Here is a 20717-nt window from a genome sequence, read left to right on the forward strand (position 1 = left end):
CGGTCCTCATACATTTTTCGCGGTTTCAACGCGGGTGGCTTCTGCCTGCGCCTGCTCGGCGCGGCGCGACGCAATCTTCACAAACGGCAGATAGATAAGAATGGAGACCAGAATGCAGACCAGCTGCGTGACGACCGCGCCCATGGAGCCAGCGGTGGAGAGCCAGGCGTTAATCAGCGGCGGCGTGGTCCAGGGCACCATCACCACGGCTTTCCCGGCAAAGCCCATGACCGTTGCGAAATAGCCTATCGTGCCGGTCACCAGCGGCGTGATGATAAACGGCACCGCGAGGATCGGGTTGAGCATAATCGGCATCCCGAAGATAACCGGTTCGTTGATATTGAAAATGCCGGGGCCAAACGAAAGCTTGGCTATCTCTTTCATCTCTTTGCGTTTGGTGGCGATCATCACCGCAATCAGCAGGCCGATGGTCAGCCCGGAGCCGCCGATGCTCATATAGACATCCCAGAACGGCATCGTGATGATGTTCGGCACCTCTTTGCCCTGTTCGAACGCGCTCATGTTGACGGTAATCGCGCCGAGCAGCAGCGGTTCGCGAATCGGCTTAATCATCTGGTTACCGTGAATGCCGATAACCCAGAAAAGCTGGGCGACGAACATCAGCAGCAGAATACCCGGCAGGCTTTGCACCACGCGCTCCAGCGGCTGCTGCACCACCTGATAGACCGCGTCGTAGAGATACATGCCGGTCACCTGATGGAACACAAAACCGAATGTGGCGATTGCGGTAGTGGTAATGATCGCCGGGATCAGCGCCGAAAACGACGCCGAAACGTTTGGCGGCACGGTATCAGGCATTTTGATTTTCAGCCCGTCGCGGTGCTCAAGCCAGGTGTAGATCTCAACGGAGAGAATGGCGATAAACATCCCGAGGAACAGACTGCGGGTGTCAGAGAACTGGCGCAGCAGCACATCTTTAACCACATGCATTTCGCCATCCACCAGCATTTCAACCGTGGTTGGCGTCACGCAGATAAAACAGATCACCGCCAGCAGGCCGGGGAAAAGCGTCTTGATGCCGTTGATGCGCCCAAGCTCAATGCCAATCAAAAACACCGCGCCGATGTTTAAGAAGTTCAGCGTCGCGTAGTTAATGGCGCTGGTGATGGGCTTGAGCGCCGCCAGGAACGACAGCGCCTGAAAGCTCGCCAGCCCGTTTTTCGGATCCAGTACCATATTGGAAATCAGCACCGAAAACGCGCCGACGATAATCACCGGCATCAGCGTAATAAACGACGCTTTGATCGCCATGATATAGCGGTAACTGTTGAATTTAGTCGCGAAACTGCCCAGAGAATCGATCAACTTTTCCTGGAACGCCATAGGGTGTGCCCTCTTTGAATGTGGCTTTTTTAATGGAAAGGTTACCGCTGAACACCTTTTTTGGTATGCCAAAAAATAGGATCGACTGGCACAATTATCTGTGACGCTTCTCCCACAACCGGCCATTGGTATTCCAAAAAATGCAATTTATGAAATTTGGTATACCAGAAACGGAGCCGGTGTGAACGCGCCGACAGCGTGCGTGGGCGGCTCCGTCGCGGTCCGGCTTGTGTGTTAAACTCCATCGAATCACGACGACAACGGGAGCGAAGGGAATGGTGACAATGCGGGATGTTTCAGTTCGGGCAGGCGTTTCCAAAGCGACCGTTTCACGCGTGCTGAACAACACAGGCCAGGTGAAAGAGAGCACCCGCGCGCAGGTGTTCCGGGCGATGGAAGAACTGGGATACCGCCCTAACCTGCTGGCTCGTTCGCTGGCACACCGCACCAGTAACAGCATTGGCCTCGTGGTGTCGAGCTTTAACGGCTTTTACTTCGGGCGTCTGTTGCAGCAGGCGTCGCGCCAGACCGAGGCGCACGGCAAACAGCTCATCGTCACCGACGGCCACGACACGCCCGCGCGCGAGCTGGAAGCCGTGCAGATGCTGGCGGACAGACAGTGCGACGCCATCGTCCTCTATACCCGCCATATGAGCGAAACCGCGATTATGGAACTTATCGATAACACCGCCGTGCCGCTGGTGATTATCAACCGCGACGTCAGCCAGGCGCGCGAGCGCTGCGTCTTTTTCGAACAGCAGGACGCGGCTTTTCAGGCGGTGGAATATCTGATTGAACAGGGGCACCGGGAAATCGCCTGCATCACGGTGTCGCTCGCCACGCCCACAGGCCAGGCGCGTCTGCTCGGCTATCGTCGCGCGCTGGAAAAGCACGGCATCGCCGGGAACGAGGCGCTGATTAAAAACGGCGATTCAAGCATGAGCGGCGGCCACGCGCGCTGTAAAGAGCTGCTGGAGCGCGGCGTGCGCTTCACCGCGCTGTTCGCCTGTAACGACGATATGGCGCTCGGGGCGTCAAAGGCACTCTACCAGGCGGGCCTGCGTATTCCTGAAGATGTGTCGCTGTTCGGCTTCGACGACGCGCCGAGCGCCGCCTGGCTGGAGCCGGGGCTCTCGACGGTCTGTCTGCCGATCGAAGATATGATAACCACCGCGATTGAGAGCGCGGTGCGGCTGGCGCGCGACGAACCGCTCGCCGCGATCCCGCCATTTACCGGCACCCTGGTGCTGCGGGATTCCGTCGCACCGGGCCCTTACGCCGTCGCGCCGTTAAAAGCGCTCAAGCGCCAGTAATTCGTCGATCGTCTGACGGCGACGAATGGTGCGCGCCTCGCCGTTTTCCAGCAGCACTTCCGGCAGGAGCGGGCGGCTGTTGTAGTTAGACGACATCGACGCGCCATACGCGCCGGTATCGTGCAGCACCAGATAATCGCCCGGATGCACCGCCGGCAGCGCGCGGGTTTCCACTTTGCCGCCCTCCTGCTGCGTAAATACATCGCCTGACTCACACAGCGGCCCGGCAACCACCGTTTCCAGCAGCGGCGCGGCGCGCAGATCGCGCCCATCCGCCGCCAGCGCGGAAATATGGTGATAGCTGCCGTACATCGACGGGCGCATCAGATCGTTGAAGCCCGCGTCGATCAGCACAAAGTGGCGCGATCCCATCTCTTTCACGCTGCGCACCTGCGCCACCAGCACGCCCGCTTCCGCCACCAGAAAACGCCCAGGCTCAATCTCAAGCTTGATCGGGTGGCCAAAGTGCGCGGCGATCTGCTCGCGGGCGCGGTTCCACAGGCCGAAATAGTGGTCGGTATCAATGGTTTCGTCGCCTTCGCGGTAAGGAATCGAGAGCCCGCCGCCAGCGGAAATCGCCTCCAGATCCTGACCGAACTCGATCACCTGGCTTACCATCGCGCCGCATACCCGCTCCAGATGCCCGTAATCGACGCCAGAGCCGATATGCATGTGCATGCCAACCAGCTTCAGCTGATAGCGCTGCATCACCGCCAGCGCCGCCGGGAGATCGCTGTACCAGATACCGTGCTTGCTGTTCTCGCCGCCGGTGTTGGTTTTCTGGCTGTGGCCGTGGCCAAAGCCCGGATTAATGCGCAGCCAGACGCGATGGCCCGGCGATACCGCGCCGAGCTGCGCCAGCATATCCACTGAGCCTGCGTTGACCGGCACGCCCAGTTCATGCACGCGGGCGATAGTGGCGTCGTCCAGCACATCCGCCGTAAATACGATGTCATCCGGGTTCTGGCGCGGATCGTAGCCTGCGGCGATAGCGCGTTCGATCTCGCCGAGCGACACGGAATCCACTTTCACGCCCGCCTCGCGCATCAGACGCAAAATATGAATATTCGAGCAGGCTTTCTGGGCGAAACGAATGACGTCGAACTGGCGCAGACGGTCGATTTGCGCGCGGATGATCTGCGCGTCATAAACCCAGACCGGGCCGCCGTACTGCGCGGGCAGCGGCAGCAGCGTGTCGGCGTTAAGGGCGCTGTCGGTGTGATAAAGCGAACGTGGCATGGCGAGACTCCTTTAAGCTGATGCCTTTATTACGCCACAGCCGTTAGCGAAGAAAAAATATCGTTTTCTCGTGAGTCTATGCAAAAATGATATGGTTTTTTGGAGGCCGCAGATTAACCCGTAGTTGTTGTAGGACGGGTAAGCAGAGCGCACCCGCCAGTGGTGGCGTATCTGTTGTTGTAGGGCGGATAAGCGCAGCGCAACCGCCAGAGGCGGCGTAACTGTTATTGTAGGGCGGGTAAGCAAAGTGCACCCGCCGCCGGATCGCCAGCGGTGTCTGTTCACACAAACAAGGGTTCACTTATGCCTGGCGTCACGCTTCGCCATATTGAAATCTTTCACGCGGTCATGACGGCGGGCAATCTCACGGAAGCCGCGGCATTGCTGCGCACCTCGCAGCCCACCGTCAGCCGCGAGCTGGCGCGCTTTGAAAAACTCATTGGCCTGTCGCTCTTTACCCGTAGCCGCGGGCGGCTGCATACCACCGTCCAGGGGCTGCGCCTGTTTGAAGAAGTCCAGCGCTCCTGGTACGGGCTTGACCGCATCATCAGTGCCGCCGAAAGCCTGCGCCAGTTCCGCCAGGGCGAGCTTTCCATCGCCTGCCTGCCGGTTTTCTCGCAGTCGCTGTTGCCACTGATGTTAAAACCCTTTCTGGATAGCTACCCGGACGTGAGCCTGAACATCGTGCCCCAGGAGTCGCCGCTGCTCGAAGAGTGGCTCTCCGCCCAGCGTCACGACTTAGGCATTACGGAAAATACCGCCACGCCCGCCGGCACCGAGCGGCTAACACTGTTGACGTTAAATGAGGTGTGCGTATTGCCCGCAGGCCATACGCTGGCCGATAAACCGCAGCTGACGCCGCAGGATTTCGCAGGGGAGAACTACATCAGCCTGTCGCGTACCGACAGCTACCGGCAACTGCTTGATTCGCTCTTTCAGGAGCATAACGTGCAGCGCCGCATGGTACTGGAAACGCACAGCGCCGCGTCGGTCTGCGCGATGGTACGTGCAGGCGTCGGGGTATCGATAGTAAACCCGCTCACCGCGCTGGATTACGCGGCGACGGGCATTGTGGTGCGTCGCTTCAGCGTGGCGGTGCCCTTCACGGTGAGCCTCATCCGCCCTCTGCACCGCCCCGCTTCTGCGCTGGTTGAGGCGTTCAGCCAGCACTTACAACAGCAGATGAGAGGACTTAGCGATACGCTGGAGGCGATGCTGGTCAGTTCTGGTCGCCCAGCATAAAGTTCACCGCATCGGCGGCGTGCAGCGCGGCGGTGTCGAACACCGGCAGCGGGCAATCCTGCGCACCGAGCAACAGACCGATTTCGGTACAGCCGAAAATCACGCCCTGCGCGCCCTGCTCTGCCAGAATTTCTACCTGCTGCTGATAGTAGCGTTTTGATTCTGCGGTGATTTTCCCGAGACACAGCTCATCGAAAATAATCTGATTGATGCGCAAACGGGCGGGCGCATCCGGGATAAGCGAGGTGACGCCAAACCCCTCTTCCAGCCGCGCGCGATAGAAATCCTGCTCCATGGTGTACCGGGTGCCGAGCAGCGCAACCTGGCGCAGCCCCGCCTGTTCGATGGCGCGGCCCGTCGCGTCGGCGATATGCAAAAACGGCAGCGCACAGCGCGCTTCAATCTGGTGCGCTACTTTATGCATCGTGTTGGTACAGAGCACGATGGCCTGCGCACCGGCGCGTTCTAAACCGAGCGCCGCCTGCGCCAGCATCTCGCCCGCTTTATCCCATTCGCCGCTCGCCTGGCAGGCTTCGATATCGTGAAAATCGACGCTGTGCAGCAGTAACTGTGCGGAATGCAGCCCGCCGAGCCGGTCGCGCACGCCTTCATTAATTAACCGGTAATAAGGAATGGTCGATTCCCAGCTCATGCCGCCGAGCAAGCCTACTGTTTTCATCGTTGCCTCCTGTTTGCGCTTCCCCGGTTATAACATGCTCAGAGAGCGGAACAAATGTGATCTGCCCGCCATTTCACACGCCGGCGCGTTCTCATCTTTTTCCTGCCAGGATAGATTAATTGAAACAACGTTTCACAAATCAGAGGCACGGCATGTTTATCTATCACAAAGAGACGACGCTTGAAGATTTAGGCAATGGCGTCACGCGCCGCATTCTGGCCCATGGCGGCAAAATGATGGCGGTGGAAGTGAATTTTGACGCTGGTGCGGTCGGCCCGATGCACTGCCACCCGCATGAGCAACTGACGTATGTGCTCTCTGGTGAATTTGAATTCACCATCGGCGAAGAAACCCGCCGCGTGAGCGCAGGCGATACGCTTTATAAACAGCCGAATATTATGCATGGCTGCGTCTGTATTACACCCGGCACGCTGCTTGATACCTTTACGCCGGTACGGGAAGATTTTCTGAAGTAAATCGCGCCCATAAAAAAGCCGCCTCATCAGGCGGCTTTTTTGTCATACGAACGGTATCAGGAGAGCAGCGCGTCAACGTCGCTTGCGTGCTGCGTCATAACCTGACGCTTCGTGAAGACATCACGCACCAGCACCGTCGCGCAGGCAATGATAAAGCCCAGCATCGCGGCAAGGATAAGTACCAGCGCTTTTCCCGGCCCGTCGCTTTTCATCGGCAGCGAAGGTGCCATCTGATAGTGGAAGGGCTGGAAATCCACGTCCGCCAGGTTGAGCTTTTTCAGCTCTGCCAGACGATATTCGCGGTTCTGGATGGCCGCATTCAGCGCCGTCACGTCGGTAATGGAGCGCTCAATAGCCAGCTTCTGCGCAAGCCCATCCGCACCAAGCGCAATGGAGTAATCCGGGTCGTCTTTCACCGCCTGTCCATTGCTGTACACCGGCTTTTTAATGCCCGCGGCATTGGCAACCTGCAATGAATAGTTCAGTCGCTGAATCGCGATTTTATGCTCGTTAGCCAGCGTGTTACGGTCAAGAATCAGACGGCTCTCTTCCGATTTCACTTTAAGCTCAATGGTCGAGCGCAGGTTCTCAAGCACCTCTCGCTGTACCGCCAGCGCCGCATAATTGATGTATTCCTTCAGCACGCGCTGCGCATCTTGCGCTTTCGGCGCAGTGAAGCTCAGCGTCCAGGAGCTGTAAGGCGAGGCTGACGCCGCTTTCGGGTTGTCGTTAGAAACCATTTTTATCCGCTGCGCCACAAGCGTAATCGCGCGCTGCAGGCTTTCAGTATCTCCCTGCGCTTCCTTCACCTGCGCCTGCACCCAAGGCGAGGTGCGCAGAAATTTTTCCTGAAGCGCGCGCGAATCGAATTTTTTCAGGAACATATTTTCAAGCGACGCGGCATCGATAGCGGCATCCACATCCAGCACCTGGAGATCAACCAGCACGCGCTTTAATTCAATAAGTTGCGGCGTTTCAGGAATGGACACCACGGCGTCACTGGTCCATTTTTGCGGGAGCAAAAAGGCCAGCGCCAGACCCATCACGATAAACAATGCCGTAATGGAGAGGATCACCTTACGGGATTTGAAAAGCACGTCGACCAGCGCAAACAGATCTAACTCGGCGCGCGGCTGCCCCAGGAGCGGATAATCCGCAGACGAAGTGAGCGGATTATTTTTGATATCTATCGATGACATAGTGAGTGCGTTACGTTTAATTAAGCTGCTGATGAAGTCGAAATTATTTCCGCCAAAAACAATATGCGTGCGAATTGTTTCACCGGTCAAATGTATTGTTTTGAGAAAGTGAACGGGCGCACACAACTATCTCTTTGACAAAAAAGGAAAAACTATGCAAAACAAAGAAACATATCCTTGTTGTGAGGAGAGGTATTACGTCCGTAATCATCATTATTACGAATAATCCTAATTGAGAGCAAACACTAATTTACGTGCCTACCAAAAGTTGTATCACCGCCCTTGCCCCGAAAACGGCGCTGCTTCAAAAAACCAGAACAGCGTTTCGACCACGATCACATTTCCACTATTTATCGAATGACGGCGAAACAAATAGCAATAAAATAAATTAAAACGCTGTTTTAGAAACAAGAAACAACGGTTCAATAAATTATAAAAATCGCGATATTCATTACATTACGCCCGCCGGTTTCCATGGCGAGACGTTGCTGGCATCGCGATGGCATGGCAGTCCAGCCACGCCCTTACGAGCCTGGCGCATTCGCTGTCACGCTTTAAACACCATCTCACATCCGATTAACGAACCCTTGAATGCCAGGTAGGTATGTATGAATGAAAACAAGCTCCTGGGTCTGGCCTGGATATCGCCCTATATCATCGGGTTGATAGTCTTTACGGCCTTCCCGTTTGTTTCCTCTTTCGCGCTCAGCTTTACCGAGTACGACCTGATGAATCCGCCGGTGTTTAACGGCATCGAAAACTACCGTTATATGCTGATGGATGACGATCTGTTCTGGAAATCGATGGGCGTGACGTTCGCTTATGTATTCCTGACTATCCCTCTGAAGCTCGCCTTCGCGCTTGGCATTGCGTTTGTGCTCAATTTTAAACTGCGCGGCATCGGCTTTTTCCGCACGGCCTATTACATCCCGTCGATCCTCGGCAGCTCTGTTGCCATCGCCGTGCTGTGGCGCGCGCTGTTTGCCATTGATGGCCTGCTGAACAGTTTTATCGGCGTGTTCGGGCTCGATCCGGTGAACTGGCTTGGCGAACCCTCGCTGGCGCTGATGTCCGTCACGCTGCTGCGCGTCTGGCAGTTTGGCTCCGCGATGGTGATTTTCCTGGCCGCGCTGCAAAACGTGCCGCAGTCGCAGTATGAGGCGGCGATGATTGACGGTGCCTCGAAGTGGCAGATGTTTATGAAAGTGACAGTCCCGCTGATCACACCGGTCATTTTCTTTAACTTCATTATGCAGACCACTCAGGCGTTCCAGGAATTTACCGGCCCGTATGTGATTACCGGCGGCGGCCCGACCTATTACACCTATCTCTTCTCGCTCTATATCTACGACACCGCCTTTAAATATTTCGACATGGGCTACGGCGCGGCGCTCGCGTGGGTGCTGTTCCTGGTGGTGGCGCTCTTCGCCTCCATTGCCTTCAAATCCTCGAAATACTGGGTCTTCTACTCCGCCGATAAGGGAGGCAAAAATGGCTGATATCCAACAGGAACCACTGGCTCGCCGCCCGGCCATGAGCGCGGGCGATCGCGAAGTGACGCGCACGCTACGGCGCGAAAAAGCAAGCCGCGCCATCCGTTACGTGATTTTGCTGTTCGTCGGCCTGCTGATGCTCTACCCGCTGGCGTGGATGTTCTCAGCGTCGTTTAAGCCCAACCACGAGATTTTCACCACGCTCGGCCTGTGGCCGACGCACGCGACCTGGGATGGCTTTATTAACGGCTGGAAAACCGGCACCGAATATAATTTCGGCCACTACATGATGAACACGTTTAAGTATGTGATCCCAAAAGTCGTGCTGACGGTTATCTCCTCCACCATCGTGGCGTACGGTTTCGCGCGCTTTGAGATCCCGTGGAAGAAATTCTGGTTCGCCACGCTTATCGCCACCATGCTGCTGCCGAGCACCGTGTTGCTTATCCCGCAATACCTGATGTTCCGCGAAATGGGGATGCTCAACAGCTATCTGCCGCTCTGGCTGCCGATGGCCTTCGCCACCCAGGGGTTCTTCGTCTTTATGCTGATTCAGTTCCTGCGCGGCGTGCCGCGCGACATGGAAGAAGCGGCGCAAATCGACGGCTGCAACTCCTTCCAGGTGCTGTGGTATGTGGTGGTGCCTATTCTCAAGCCCGCCATGATCTCGGTCGCGCTGTTCCAGTTTATGTGGTCGATGAACGACTTTATCGGCCCGCTGATTTACGTCTATAGCGTTGATAAGTACCCGATAGCGCTGGCGCTCAAGATGTCCATCGACGTGACCGAAGGCGCGCCGTGGAACGAAATTCTGGCAATGGCGAGTATTTCCATTCTGCCGTCCATCATCGTCTTTTTCCTGGCTCAGCGTTACTTCGTACAGGGCGTGGCCAGCAGCGGAATCAAAGGTTAACAGGGGAATATCATGGCTGAAGTTATTTTCAATAAGTTAGAAAAAGTCTATTCCAACGGCTTTAAAGCGGTTCATGGTATCGACCTGAAAATCGCCGACGGTGAATTTATGGTGATTGTCGGTCCTTCCGGCTGCGCCAAATCCACCACGCTGCGTATGCTCGCGGGCCTTGAAACGATCAGCGGCGGCGAAGTGCGCATCGGCGAGAAGCTGGTAAATAACCTGGCGCCGAAGGAGCGCGGCATCGCGATGGTGTTCCAGAACTACGCGCTCTATCCGCATATGACGGTGCGCGAAAATCTGGCGTTCGGCCTGAAGCTCAGCAAACTGCCGAAAGATCAGATTAACCGCCAGGTGGATGAAGCCGCGAAAATCCTCGAACTGGAAGAGCTACTTGACCGTCTGCCGCGCCAGCTCTCCGGCGGCCAGGCGCAGCGCGTGGCGGTGGGCCGCGCGATTGTGAAAAAGCCGGATGTCTTTCTCTTCGATGAGCCGCTTTCTAACCTCGACGCCAAACTGCGCGCCTCAATGCGTATCCGTATTTCCGATTTGCATAAGCAGCTGAAAAAGAGCGGCAAACCGGCCACCACGGTCTACGTCACGCACGATCAGACCGAAGCGATGACCATGGGCGACCGCATCTGCGTGATGAAGCTTGGTCATATTATGCAGGTGGACACGCCGGATAACCTCTATCACTACCCGAAAAACATGTTTGTGGCGGGCTTTATTGGCGCGCCGGAGATGAATATTAAACCCGGCAAACTGGTGGAAGAAGCAGGCGAGCTGCGGATTTGCATCGGCGATGACCGCCTGGCGCTGACGCCACGCCAGCAGGAGAAAGTGACCGCATACGCCGGGCAACAGGTTTTCTTCGGCATTCGCCCGGAATATGTCTCAATTTCCGACACGCCCTGTGCCGAACCCTGTGGCACCGGTGAACTGGTGCGCGTGGAGAATATGGGTCACGAGTTTTTCGTCTATCTCAAGGTCGCGGATTTCGAAATGACCTGCCGCATCCCTTCCGATGAAGCTAAGCCAATGATTGAAAAGGGCCTTCACCGCAAGGTGTTTTTTAAGTTCGACATGAATAAGTGTCATCTTTTTGACGCCAAAACAGAACAAAACCTCACTCTCTGACAGGAGTCTTATAATGAAAAAAGCCCTCGTTAGCACAGCATTAGCGTCTACCCTCACCCTTTGCGCGCTGCCGTCGCACTCAGCGGAAAACGTCGAGCTGCGTATGTCCTGGTGGGGCGGCAATGGCCGTCACCAGGTCACGCTGAAAGCGCTGGAGGAATTTCACAAACAGCACCCGGAAATTAGCGTTAAGCCGGAATACACCGGCTGGGACGGCCATCTTTCGCGTCTTACCACGCAAATCGCGGGCGGCACCGAGCCGGACGTGATGCAAACCAACTGGAACTGGCTGCCGATCTTCTCCAAAAACGGCGACGGGTTTTACGATTTAAATCAGGTAAAAGATGTCATCGACCTGAGCCAGTTCGACCCGAAAGAGCTGAAGTCCACTACTGTCAACGGCAAGCTCAACGGTATTCCGATCTCCGTCACCGCGCGCGTGTTCTACTACAACAACGAAACCTGGAAGAAAGCGGGCGTCGACTACCCGAAAACCTGGGATGAGCTGATGGCCGCCGGTAAAACGTTCGAGTCGAAACTCGGCAAACAGTATTACCCGGTCGTGCTGGAGCATCAGGATGTGCTGGCCCTGCTCAACTCCTACATGGTGCAGAAATACAATATTCCGGCGGTGGATGAGAAAACCAAAAAATTCGCCTACAGCAAAGCGCAGTGGGTCGAGTTTTTCGGCATGTATAAAAAGCTCATCGACAGCCACGTGATGCCGGACACCAAATATTATGCCTCGTTCGGCAAGAGCAACATGTATGAGATGAAGCCGTGGATCCAGGGCGAATGGGCGGGCACCTATATGTGGAACTCCACCATTACCAAATACTCCGACAACTTAAAGCCGCCCGCAAAGCTGGAGCTGGGCGCCTATCCGATGCTGCCGGGCGCGAAAGATGCGGGCCTCTTCTTTAAACCGGCGCAGATGCTGTCCATCGGTAAATCGACTAAACACCCGAAAGAGGCTGCGCAGTTGATTAACTTCCTGCTGAATAGCAAAGAGGGTGTGGCGGCGCTGGGGCTTGAACGCGGCGTGCCGCTCAGCAAAGCCGCGGTGGCGCAGCTTACCGAAGCGGGCGTGATTAAAGATGACGATCCGTCGGTGTCTGGCCTGAAGCTGGCGCAGTCGCTGCCGACCTCGCTTGCCGTTTCGCCCTATTTTGACGATCCGCAGATCGTGTCACAGTTCGGCACCGCGCTGCAGTATATCGATTACGGCCAGAAATCCGTTGAAGACGCCGCGGCGGAATTCCAGCGCCAGGCAGAGCGTATTCTGAAACGCGCGATGCGCTAAGAGGGGTTTCTGTTGCAACCCCGCCGGTGTGGGCGGGATCAGGTAAACGTGGTAAAGATGTTGTCCGGCGGGTGCGCTTCGCTTACCCGCCCTACGCTAACATCAGGATTACCTACTTTGTAGGGTGGGTAAGCGAAGCGCACCCACCTTACGAGCGAAAAGGGTTGTGCGTTTTGTAGGGTGGGTAAGCAAAGCGCACCCACCACATCCGGCACCATCTCTCCGTAGGGTGGGTAAGCGAAGCGCACCCACCGCATCCCGCACCGCTAAACGTTCCCAATAAAAAAACCTCCACGCGGGAGGTTTTTTAACTTCACATCACGCTTACCGCGCCAGCCAGCCGCCATCGACCGCAACGGTATAACCGTTAATGTAATCTGACGCGCTGGACGCCAGGAACACCACCGGCCCCATCAGATCGCTCGGCAGACCCCAGCGGCCTGCCGGAATGCGGTCAAGGATCTCGGCGCTGCGCTGCTCATCGGCGCGCAACTGCTGGGTGTTGTTGGTCGCCATATACCCGGGCGCGATGGCGTTGACGTTGATATTGTGCTTCGCCCACTCGTTCGCCATCAGGCGCGTAATGCCCATCACGCCGCTTTTAGACGCCGTGTAAGACGGCACGCGAATGCCGCCCTGGAAGGAGAGCATCGATGCGATATTAATAATTTTGCCGCCGTTGCCCTGAGCGATGAACTGCTTCGCCACGGCCTGAGACATAAAAAACACGCTCTTAATATTCAGGTTCATCACGTCGTCCCAGTCCTGCTCGCTGAAGTTAATTGCGTCTTCGCGGCGGATAAGCCCTGCGTTATTGACCAGCACATCGATATGCCCGAACTCGGCCACCGCGCGTCCGATAAGCGCCGGGATCGCGTCGATTTTACGCAGGTCAGCCGTCAGGCTCAGAAAACGGCGGCCCAGCGCAGTCACACGTTCGATGGTTTCCGCCGGTTCGACAATATTAATGCCCACGATATCGCAGCCTGCTTCTGCGAGGCCCAGCGCCATACCCTGACCAAGACCGGTATCACAACCAGTAACGATCGCGACTTTACCCTGAAGAGAGAATGCATCGAGAATCATGTGTGTTTCCTTGTTATCGGGCCTGTCTGTGACAGGCGTGACCGTAATAAGGCTGTCCGCCGCTTACGCCCTCTCTTCATCACGGATATCGATGCCATAAAACGCCAGGTAACAGGCAGCCCGGCACGTATCGCGTTATGACATCTGCCACTCACCGCGCATTAAAAGAGAGACCGCAGAAGGAAATAAAACAGCGAAACAGCGTTTCGTTTTTTGGGATGACATCCATCTTAAACGTAGCGAAACGTGTTTTCAATTATAAATAAAACATTGTTTCATTTTTATGGTTACATCTTACCGAATTTGATGATGCGGTCACGTTTATCGCGTTGGCCCGACAGACAGCCTTTACACAAGCTGCAAATTTTCTTTTTAAAATCAGTTAAATAAAATTTTACGGCGCGGTTTTAATGAAAAGTCTACCGCCCGTCGCCCGGCATCCCTCGATACCGCTTTCGCGCTAATTTTGTCCAAAAATACTCTTTCCATTAGAACAGTTGAGCAGAAATGCGCCCACAGTCACACACATTGAAACACTGTTTTGATAATTTATATTACTGTTTTCGAAATTTAATCAGCGAACGCCAGCCGGTAACGTAAGGAGCAGAGTATGGCCAAAGGCATGCGGGTGAAACTTCAGTATCAGGTAAGCATTGACCCGGATACCGGGGCGGAAGTCACGCGTTTAACCCCACCGGAAGTGACGTGTCACCGCAATTATTTCTACCAGAAATGCTTTTTTAACGATGGCAGCCACCTGCTGTTTGCCGGCGAATTCGACGGGCACTGGAACTACTATCTGCTGGATCTGGAAAACGCCGAAGCGGTACAGCTCACCGAAGGCGCGGGCGACAATACCTTTGGCGGTTTTCTCTCACCGGACGACAACTATCTTTACTATGTGAAAAACGATCGCGTCCTGCGCGAAGTTAACCTCACCACACTTGCCGAGCGCGACGTCTATCGCGTGCCGGAAGCGTGGGTCGGCTACGGCACCTGGGTGGCGAACAGCGACTGCACCAAACTGGTCGGGATCGAAATCGCAAAAAGCGACTATGTGCCGTTGAGCGACTGGAAAATCTTTCATGACTTCTTCCACAAAGGGCCGCACTGCCGCCTGCTGCGAATTGACCTGCAAACCGGCGCCAGCCAGACGATCCACGAAGAGAAAATCTGGCTGGGGCACCCGATTTATCGCCCGTTCGACGACAATACCGTCGCGTTTTGTCATGAAGGCCCGCACGATCTGATCGATGCCCGTATGTGGATGGTGAATGAAGACGGCAGCAATGTGCGCAAAGTGAAGGAACACGCCGAGGGTGAAAGCTGCACCCACGAATTCTGGGTGCCGGACGGCTCAGCGCTGGTCTATGTCTCTTATCTCAAGGGCCAGCAGGGCCGCACGGTTTACCGCTACCTGCCGGAGCGCGGCGTTAATGAAAAAATCATGCCGATCCCGGCATGCTCCCACCTGATGAGCAACTTCGACGGCACGCTGCTGGTGGGCGACGGCTCTGGCACGCCGGTCGATGTGAAAGACACCGGCGGCTATACCATTGACAACGATCCTTATCTCTATGTGTTTGATGTAAATAATAAATCCTATTACCGTGTGGCGCGTCACGATACGTCCTGGGAGACGTTTGCCGGCAGCCGTCAGGTGACGCATCCACACCCTTCTTTCACGCCGGACGGCAACGCCATTCTTTTCAGTACCGATAAAGACGGCAAACCGGCGGTCTATCTTGCAAAATTACCCGAACAGCGTGAAATGCTGAGCGTGTCATAATAATAAGCGTCCTGTTTCCATTACTGATCTTTGCCCTCCTCTCCTGGAGGGCTTTTTTATTTTTTCATGTTTAAGGTAAACTCGGCAGCTTAATAAAAATGAGCGCATGCGAAAAAAATAATTTACAGCGGGCATAAAAAAACCGCCCCTGCATGGGCGGTGTGCTTATTCTCAGGAGCACGCTATCAGGAAACAGCAAAAAAATTTAACGCCCCTGCACTGACGGAGGCTAATTTCATCAGAAGCTGTATGCCACGCCGACACGTAAACGCGTCTGGCGCTCGTCAGACTCTTTTACGCCAATATTCCCCACTTCAAAATAAGGTGCCCAGTTTTTATCAATTTTATAAGCCACTTTGGCGTTATATTCGTTGGAATAGTTTTTCCCGTTATTACGGGTAAAGCCTTCTTCGCTCTGGGCATACACATAGTTCAGCTCAGTGCGCCAGTCGCCGAGCGCAAATCCTACCCAGGCATCACCACGGTTAACTTTATCGTCATCATCTTTACCGTCCGGGACGCGGGTATACTCATAACGATAACGGGCCGCGACATAGAAGCCATTCTCAAAGCTGTACTGCACATGGATGTTTGGCTTATAAATGGTTTTACTATCAACACTTTCAATAGTAAATGCTGGCGTGATAGCGATAGCGTCGGTTGCTTTCCAGCGCCAGCTTATCTGATCTTCATGACCGTTACCCACGACTTCATTAAATGGACGCGACTGATCGTCTCCGCCAGTTTTCCATTTCGCCTCCACGGAAAAACCAAATCCATTATCAAAACGATGTGAAACCGCAACGCGATCGGCATTGATTCCGCTATCAATGTACTCGTGACGTAAATCAACGGTTACGGCTTGCGCCGCGAATGATGAACCACAGAGGACAGTCAGTACCAGAGCTTTCTTAAACATAAAATACCCTCAATGAAATATCGTTTCTTTTTTATGAAACTTCATTTTATTTTTTAATATTGGTTATTTTAGCGATCCGGATCGCAATACTTTGTTTCAAAAATAACGAAAAGAAAGCACGTGATTGCGCTCAATAAAAAATCAACAAACGACCATAAAATGATGTTTTGAGTCACAGTTTGTTTTTAAATTCACCCATGAAAAGCGGCGATAGTGACTGCAATCTGCGAATTAACTTAAATGAAGGAAATAGTAAACAGAGCAACTGATATCAGGAATATAATTGCTCTTTCAATACTATTAGCTGACAAAGAAAGTGCGCCGTGAAGTGACGGCACATTTCTTAATAAGAAAGGAAAGGATTAATCGCGTTCAATCGCCAGCGCCACGCCCTGGCCGCCACCAATGCAAAGCGTGGCGAGCCCTTTGCGAGCCTGACGTTTCACCATCTCATGGACCAGAGAAACCAGAATGCGGCAGCCGGACGCGCCAATCGGATGTCCCAGGGCAATCGCACCGCCGTTAACGTTCACCTTGCGCTCGTCCCACTCCAGTAGCTTACCGACCGACAACGTCTGTGCCGCGAATGCCTCATTGGCCTCGATAAGATCGACATCATTGAGCTGCCAGCCCGCGCGCTCCAGACAGCGCCGCGTAGCGTAGACCGGCGCGATGCCCATCAGAGCCGGATCGACGCCCACGCTTGCGAAAGCGCGTATGCGCGCGAGCACCGGCAGCCCCATTTCCTGCGCCTTGCTGGCGCTCATCATCAGCACCGCCGCCGCGCCATCATTCATTGACGAGGCGTTGCCCGCAGTAACGCTTCCCAGCCGGTCAAAGGCGGGCGACAGGCGCGCCAGCCCTTCCGCGCTGGTATCGGCGCGTGGCTGCTCGTCGGTATCGACCACCAGCGGCGCGCCCTGCATCTGTTCGATCACGACGGGCACGATTTCGTCACGAAAGCGCCCGCTGTCGATAGCGACCCGCGCTTTATGCTGTGATGCAAGCGCGTAAGCATCCTGATGTTCACGGCTGATGTTATATTCGCGCGCCAGATTTTCCGCGGTGACGCCCATATGGTAATCGTTAAACGCATCCCACAACCCGTCATGCACCAGGCTGTCGATAATATGGCTGTCGCCGGGCTCGCCGCTGCGCCCTTCGGTCAGCACATGCGGCGCGCGGCTCATATTTTCCTGACCACCAGCAATCACCACATCCGCCTCACCGCACTGAATCGCCTGCGTCGCCAGATGCAGCGCCTTCAGGCCAGAGCCGCACACATCATTGATGGTAATCGCCGAAACCGACCACGGCAGACCGCTGTTGAGCGCAGTCTGCCGCGCCGGATTCTGGCCTGCGCCTGCCGTCAGCACCTGGCCCAGGATAACTTCATCGACATCCTGAGGGTTAAGACCGGTGCGCGTCAGCAGTGCCTCAATGACCACCGCGCCGAGCTCGACCGCCGAGCGACGCGCAAGCTGGCCCTGAAAGCAGCCAATGGGCGTGCGAGCGGCCCCGACAATTACCACATCTTTCATTGTTATCTCCGGGAAGTGAACCGGGACATAGTAGCCGCTTGTTATAAAATCATTTCGTAAATGTTTAAAAATTGGTGAGGGGTATCACAAGGAATCTGCGCCGCACCCCATCGGGCGTCGGCGCAAAGACAGCTATGCAGGCGAGAGGCAGTTAATACCGGTCAGGCAGTTTATTAATGGATTTAAGGCGTCCGCGTGAAATATCGATGTAGTCGCCTTTTCTTAAATCGCTAAAGACTTTGAGAATATAACTTTGAGAAAGATTGGTTTTACCACGAATAAAATCATAGGCGTTAATCTCCTCTCGCTCCTGCTCGTTTTTGGCTGCCAGCTCTATTAAGCAGTTGCGAATAAGCGTATAGGATTGCCGCCCAAGATAGTGGTAACTCTTCCAGTACAGCACATCGTAGTACCAGGAGACGACCAGCAGCAGTTCGCGCCATAGCTGGCGCGTCTCAATAATGGCTTCAAAATCGCTACGCGGCACCAGACGCGCCTCACAGACTGATTCGGCTTTAATCGTGAAATGGTGGCTGAACTGATTATTGTAGGTGATGCCGAGCAACTGAGGCCGCGTCGACTCAATCATCATCAGGCCATCCATCATGCGGTGCATCGAGAGTGCGCCCTGCTCTATCACAATAATATGATCAGGCTGCGCAGGAATATGCGCACCACTGGCGAAACGACGCAGTTCACCGCTAATTTTCAGGGCGTCGATAAGCTGATTGATGGCCTCTTCGGGCCTTTCAGGAAGCGGATATGTTTCCATGCTGATAACACGCACCAGAGATAACGTTACGATCAGCATAGTAAAAACTTGATTGCGCGCCGCCTTATTTTTTCACAATGAGACGGCGCATTAATAAAACCACTAAAGAAAGAGCTTATTTACGTTTAATATTCTTAAACGCGCAGGCGCCAGTACCGCATTAGCGTTTACTTAAGGCCAGCTTTACGGCAAACAGCAGGAACACGCCACCTGTGACGCGATCCATCCATTTCACCACGCCTGGTTTTTTTAGTACGCCTGACGCGTAGCGGGTTGCGACAATCAACGTTAGCGACCAGAGGGTGCCTATCAGCGCATGGATGGCCACCAGCAGGAATGTCCAGACCATCGGCGAATGCCCGGCCGGGATAAACTGCGGCAGAAAGGAGACATAGAACACGCCCATTTTCGGGTTCAGCACGTTGCCCAGCATACCGCGCAGAAAACTGTTGCTGGCGCGCGCTTCATTTCCCACGCGGGTATCAAACGTGGCGCGCGGGCGCAGCAGCATCTGGATGCCGAGCCAGCAGAGGTAACCCGCACCGCACCATTTCAGAATGGAGTACGCCATTTCAGACACAGCGAACAGCGCCCCCAGGCCAAACGCCACCAGCGCGCCCCAGATAAAACAGCCAACATCGATGCCAAGCGCCGCCTGAACGGCTTTCTTACCCCCGTCCGCCGCCGCGGTTCGCAATATGAGCGCCGTATCCAGCCCCGGCGTCAACGTTAACAGCGTAGCCGCAAGGGTATACGCAAGCAGAGCATCAGTAACCGACATGTTTATCCTCCGAAAAGAAAAATCTTATAGAACAAAAACAGACCCGGCAATCAGGGAGTTAGTTACGCAGGGGGATATTAACAGTATGGGCAAATCGGATGCTGTGACCAGAAAGCAGACTTGATGTTTAACGCTCCAGAAAGATTAGCACCATGATAAAAGTCATCGGCAGGTTCACCGCATTTAAAGTTTTACCTGAGATCTGTGATGACTTATTAATGCGTCAGCATGATTCATGTGGCTCCCCACCGCTTCACAGAAAAATATTATCAGGCGCTTTTTTGTTTGCTGGCTCACTGAATAGCGTGATGACAGACAGTTGCAGGGCTTAAATTTTTGTCAGAGAGGATTGGCGCAATGAAAATGGAACAACGCCAGGCAGCAGAGCCATTATTCTGAAAGGTCAGGACACCATACATAATGAATTACTTAACAGGATTTGTGAGAACAGGGCATGTTCAGCCTGTCTTAAGCACCTGTGCAGTGTCATAACATAAATGTGTATGGGTTATTACACAGAAATCAGGGAGCGCCAGGAAGGATTCTGGAGCGGGCGAAGGGAATCGAACCCTCGTATAGAGCTTGGGAAGCTCTCGTTCTACCATTGAACTACGCCCGCGATGAGGTGCGATAAGCATTATAGGCCTTCACCCATGGCTGACAAGCCCCCGGCACGTTAACTGACGGATTTATAAGCAACCGCCCGCGCAGGCGGGCGGTATAACGTTAACAGGAAGGCGCTTTGCCCTGCGGCGGCAGGTAGCGCAGCGGGTCGATGGCCGTCGCGCGGTAGCGCAACTGGAAGTGCAGGCCGACGGAATCGGAGCCGGTGCTGCCCATCGTCGCGATTTTCTGCCCTGCTTTTACCTGCTGGCCATTATTCACCAGCATTGTGTCGTTGTGCGCGTAGGCGGTGATGTAATCTTCATTATGTTTAATCATGATGAGATTCCCGTAACCGCGCAGCTGATTGCCGACATAGACCACCCTGCCCGCTGCCGAGGCGTAAATCGGCTGTCCGCGGCGACCGGCGATATCAATGCCTTTATTGCCGCCATCGGCGGTTGAATACCCCATGACTACTTTACCGCTGGTCGGCCAGCGCCAGCAGCGTTGACCCGGCGGTGGCGCATCCACTTTCGGTAATGAGGCGGTTTTGCGTGCAGCCGTTGTCTGGCGGGAGGCGGTCTTCCGTGAAGAGGCTGAACCAGAAGCGCTGCTCACGCGCAGCCGCTGCCCGACTTCAATCGTATAAGGCGCAGAGAGGCCGTTCAGGCGCGCCAGTTCGCTGACGCTGGATCCGGTAATGCGGGAAATGCGATAGAGAGTGTCGCCTCGTTTGACCGTATAGACAGAGCCGCTATAGCCGCCTTTTGTCGCATCTGAGACGCCCGCTTTGTTGCTGGAACAGGCAGTCAGAAACAGGCAAAACAATAAACACAGCGTTTTCAGTATTGTGCGGGCGGGCGGCCAGTCCGTGTTCAAAAC

General features: G+C 54.9%; 18 protein-coding genes and 1 tRNA gene. 8 read left to right on the forward strand and 11 right to left on the reverse strand.

Features of this window, described 5'->3' with window-relative positions; all coding sequences use genetic code 11:
* Positions 1 to 6: 6 nt before the first annotated feature.
* Positions 7 to 1344 carry a PTS sugar transporter subunit IIC gene (locus tag ACUW6V_RS08800; RefSeq protein WP_007700846.1) on the reverse strand — a complete coding sequence of 446 codons (1338 nt, stop codon included), beginning with the start codon at positions 1342 to 1344 and terminating at the stop codon, positions 7 to 9.
* Positions 1345 to 1619: 275 nt separating this feature from the next.
* Here ACUW6V_RS08800 and ACUW6V_RS08805 point away from each other — a divergent pair, with 275 nt between their 5' ends.
* Complete coding sequence (locus tag ACUW6V_RS08805; protein WP_029463832.1) at positions 1620 to 2657, forward strand: LacI family DNA-binding transcriptional regulator; 1038 nt, start codon at positions 1620 to 1622, stop codon at positions 2655 to 2657.
* Here the strand turns inward: ACUW6V_RS08805 and lysA are convergent.
* Positions 2634 to 3896: a diaminopimelate decarboxylase gene (gene lysA / locus ACUW6V_RS08810; protein WP_097649991.1), complete on the reverse strand. Its 1263-nt coding sequence runs from the start codon at positions 3894 to 3896 to the stop codon at positions 2634 to 2636. The genes ACUW6V_RS08805 and lysA overlap by 24 nt on opposite strands.
* A 303-nt stretch (positions 3897 to 4199) precedes the next feature.
* On the opposite strand from lysA, the gene ACUW6V_RS08815 reads away from it, so the two are divergent.
* Positions 4200 to 5138 carry a LysR family transcriptional regulator gene (locus ACUW6V_RS08815; protein WP_454038257.1) on the forward strand — a complete coding sequence of 313 codons (939 nt, stop codon included), beginning with the start codon at positions 4200 to 4202 and terminating at the stop codon, positions 5136 to 5138.
* Here ACUW6V_RS08815 and ACUW6V_RS08820 read toward each other — a convergent pair.
* Entirely contained in the window at positions 5116 to 5817 is a 702-nt protein-coding gene (locus ACUW6V_RS08820; RefSeq protein ID WP_097649993.1) for an aspartate/glutamate racemase, read from the reverse strand. The genes ACUW6V_RS08815 and ACUW6V_RS08820 overlap by 23 nt on opposite strands.
* Positions 5818 to 5969: 152 nt before the next feature.
* Between ACUW6V_RS08820 and ACUW6V_RS08825 the strand changes: the two genes are divergently transcribed.
* On the forward strand, positions 5970 to 6293 hold the full coding sequence (locus ACUW6V_RS08825) for a cupin domain-containing protein (protein WP_004385694.1): 324 nt from the start codon (positions 5970 to 5972) through the stop codon (positions 6291 to 6293).
* Positions 6294 to 6349: 56 nt separating this feature from the next.
* On the opposite strand, the gene wzz(fepE) is transcribed toward ACUW6V_RS08825, so the two are convergent.
* Entirely contained in the window at positions 6350 to 7492 is a 1143-nt protein-coding gene (wzz(fepE), locus tag ACUW6V_RS08830) for an LPS O-antigen length regulator Wzz(fepE) (protein ID WP_012123873.1), read from the reverse strand.
* 608 nt (positions 7493 to 8100) lie between these two features.
* Here wzz(fepE) and ACUW6V_RS08835 point away from each other — a divergent pair.
* The 4 genes from ACUW6V_RS08835 to ACUW6V_RS08850 are packed head-to-tail and all read left to right on the forward strand — an operon-like array spanning position 8101 to position 12341.
* Positions 8101 to 8991: a carbohydrate ABC transporter permease gene (locus ACUW6V_RS08835; RefSeq protein ID WP_004385692.1), complete on the forward strand. Its 891-nt coding sequence runs from the start codon at positions 8101 to 8103 to the stop codon at positions 8989 to 8991.
* Positions 8984 to 9898: a carbohydrate ABC transporter permease gene (locus ACUW6V_RS08840; protein WP_104672159.1), complete on the forward strand. Its 915-nt coding sequence runs from the start codon at positions 8984 to 8986 to the stop codon at positions 9896 to 9898. Before ACUW6V_RS08835 ends, ACUW6V_RS08840 begins: the two co-directional genes overlap by 8 nt.
* A gap of 12 nt (positions 9899 to 9910) precedes the next feature.
* Positions 9911 to 11038: an ABC transporter ATP-binding protein gene (locus ACUW6V_RS08845; RefSeq protein ID WP_104672160.1), complete on the forward strand. Its 1128-nt coding sequence runs from the start codon at positions 9911 to 9913 to the stop codon at positions 11036 to 11038.
* Between the two features lie 13 nt (positions 11039 to 11051).
* Positions 11052 to 12341, forward strand: a complete 1290-nt coding sequence (locus ACUW6V_RS08850; protein WP_014728121.1) for an ABC transporter substrate-binding protein — start codon at positions 11052 to 11054, stop codon at positions 12339 to 12341.
* Positions 12342 to 12665: 324 nt separating this feature from the next.
* On the opposite strand, the gene kduD is transcribed toward ACUW6V_RS08850, so the two are convergent.
* Complete coding sequence (gene kduD / locus ACUW6V_RS08855) at positions 12666 to 13427, reverse strand: 2-dehydro-3-deoxy-D-gluconate 5-dehydrogenase KduD (RefSeq protein ID WP_004385688.1); 762 nt, start codon at positions 13425 to 13427, stop codon at positions 12666 to 12668.
* Positions 13428 to 14037: 610 nt separating this feature from the next.
* On the opposite strand from kduD, the gene ACUW6V_RS08860 reads away from it, so the two are divergent.
* Complete coding sequence (locus ACUW6V_RS08860; RefSeq protein ID WP_014728119.1) at positions 14038 to 15216, forward strand: oligogalacturonate lyase family protein; 1179 nt, start codon at positions 14038 to 14040, stop codon at positions 15214 to 15216.
* Between the two features lie 238 nt (positions 15217 to 15454).
* On the opposite strand, the gene ACUW6V_RS08865 is transcribed toward ACUW6V_RS08860, so the two are convergent.
* The 6 genes from ACUW6V_RS08865 to actS form a co-directional block, all read right to left on the reverse strand.
* Complete coding sequence (locus tag ACUW6V_RS08865) at positions 15455 to 16135, reverse strand: oligogalacturonate-specific porin KdgM family protein (RefSeq protein WP_014728118.1); 681 nt, start codon at positions 16133 to 16135, stop codon at positions 15455 to 15457.
* 362 nt (positions 16136 to 16497) lie between these two features.
* On the reverse strand, positions 16498 to 17676 hold the full coding sequence (locus ACUW6V_RS08870; RefSeq protein ID WP_142969899.1) for an acetyl-CoA C-acetyltransferase: 1179 nt from the start codon (positions 17674 to 17676) through the stop codon (positions 16498 to 16500).
* Between the two features lie 151 nt (positions 17677 to 17827).
* A complete protein-coding gene (locus ACUW6V_RS08875) occupies positions 17828 to 18487 on the reverse strand; it encodes a helix-turn-helix domain-containing protein (RefSeq protein WP_454038258.1) in 660 nt (219 codons plus the stop codon).
* A 121-nt stretch (positions 18488 to 18608) separates the two neighbouring features.
* Positions 18609 to 19229, reverse strand: coding sequence for a LysE family translocator (locus ACUW6V_RS08880; RefSeq protein WP_004385683.1), 621 nt, complete (start codon positions 19227 to 19229; stop codon positions 18609 to 18611).
* A gap of 545 nt (positions 19230 to 19774) precedes the next feature.
* A tRNA-Gly gene (locus ACUW6V_RS08885) sits at positions 19775 to 19848 on the reverse strand.
* Between the two features lie 107 nt (positions 19849 to 19955).
* Positions 19956 to 20714 carry an amidase activator ActS gene (actS, locus tag ACUW6V_RS08890; RefSeq protein ID WP_105578169.1) on the reverse strand — a complete coding sequence of 253 codons (759 nt, stop codon included), beginning with the start codon at positions 20712 to 20714 and terminating at the stop codon, positions 19956 to 19958.
* Between the last annotated feature and the right edge of the window lie 3 nt (positions 20715 to 20717).

This window comes from Cronobacter sp. 153480017-3 (genome assembly GCF_053627815.1).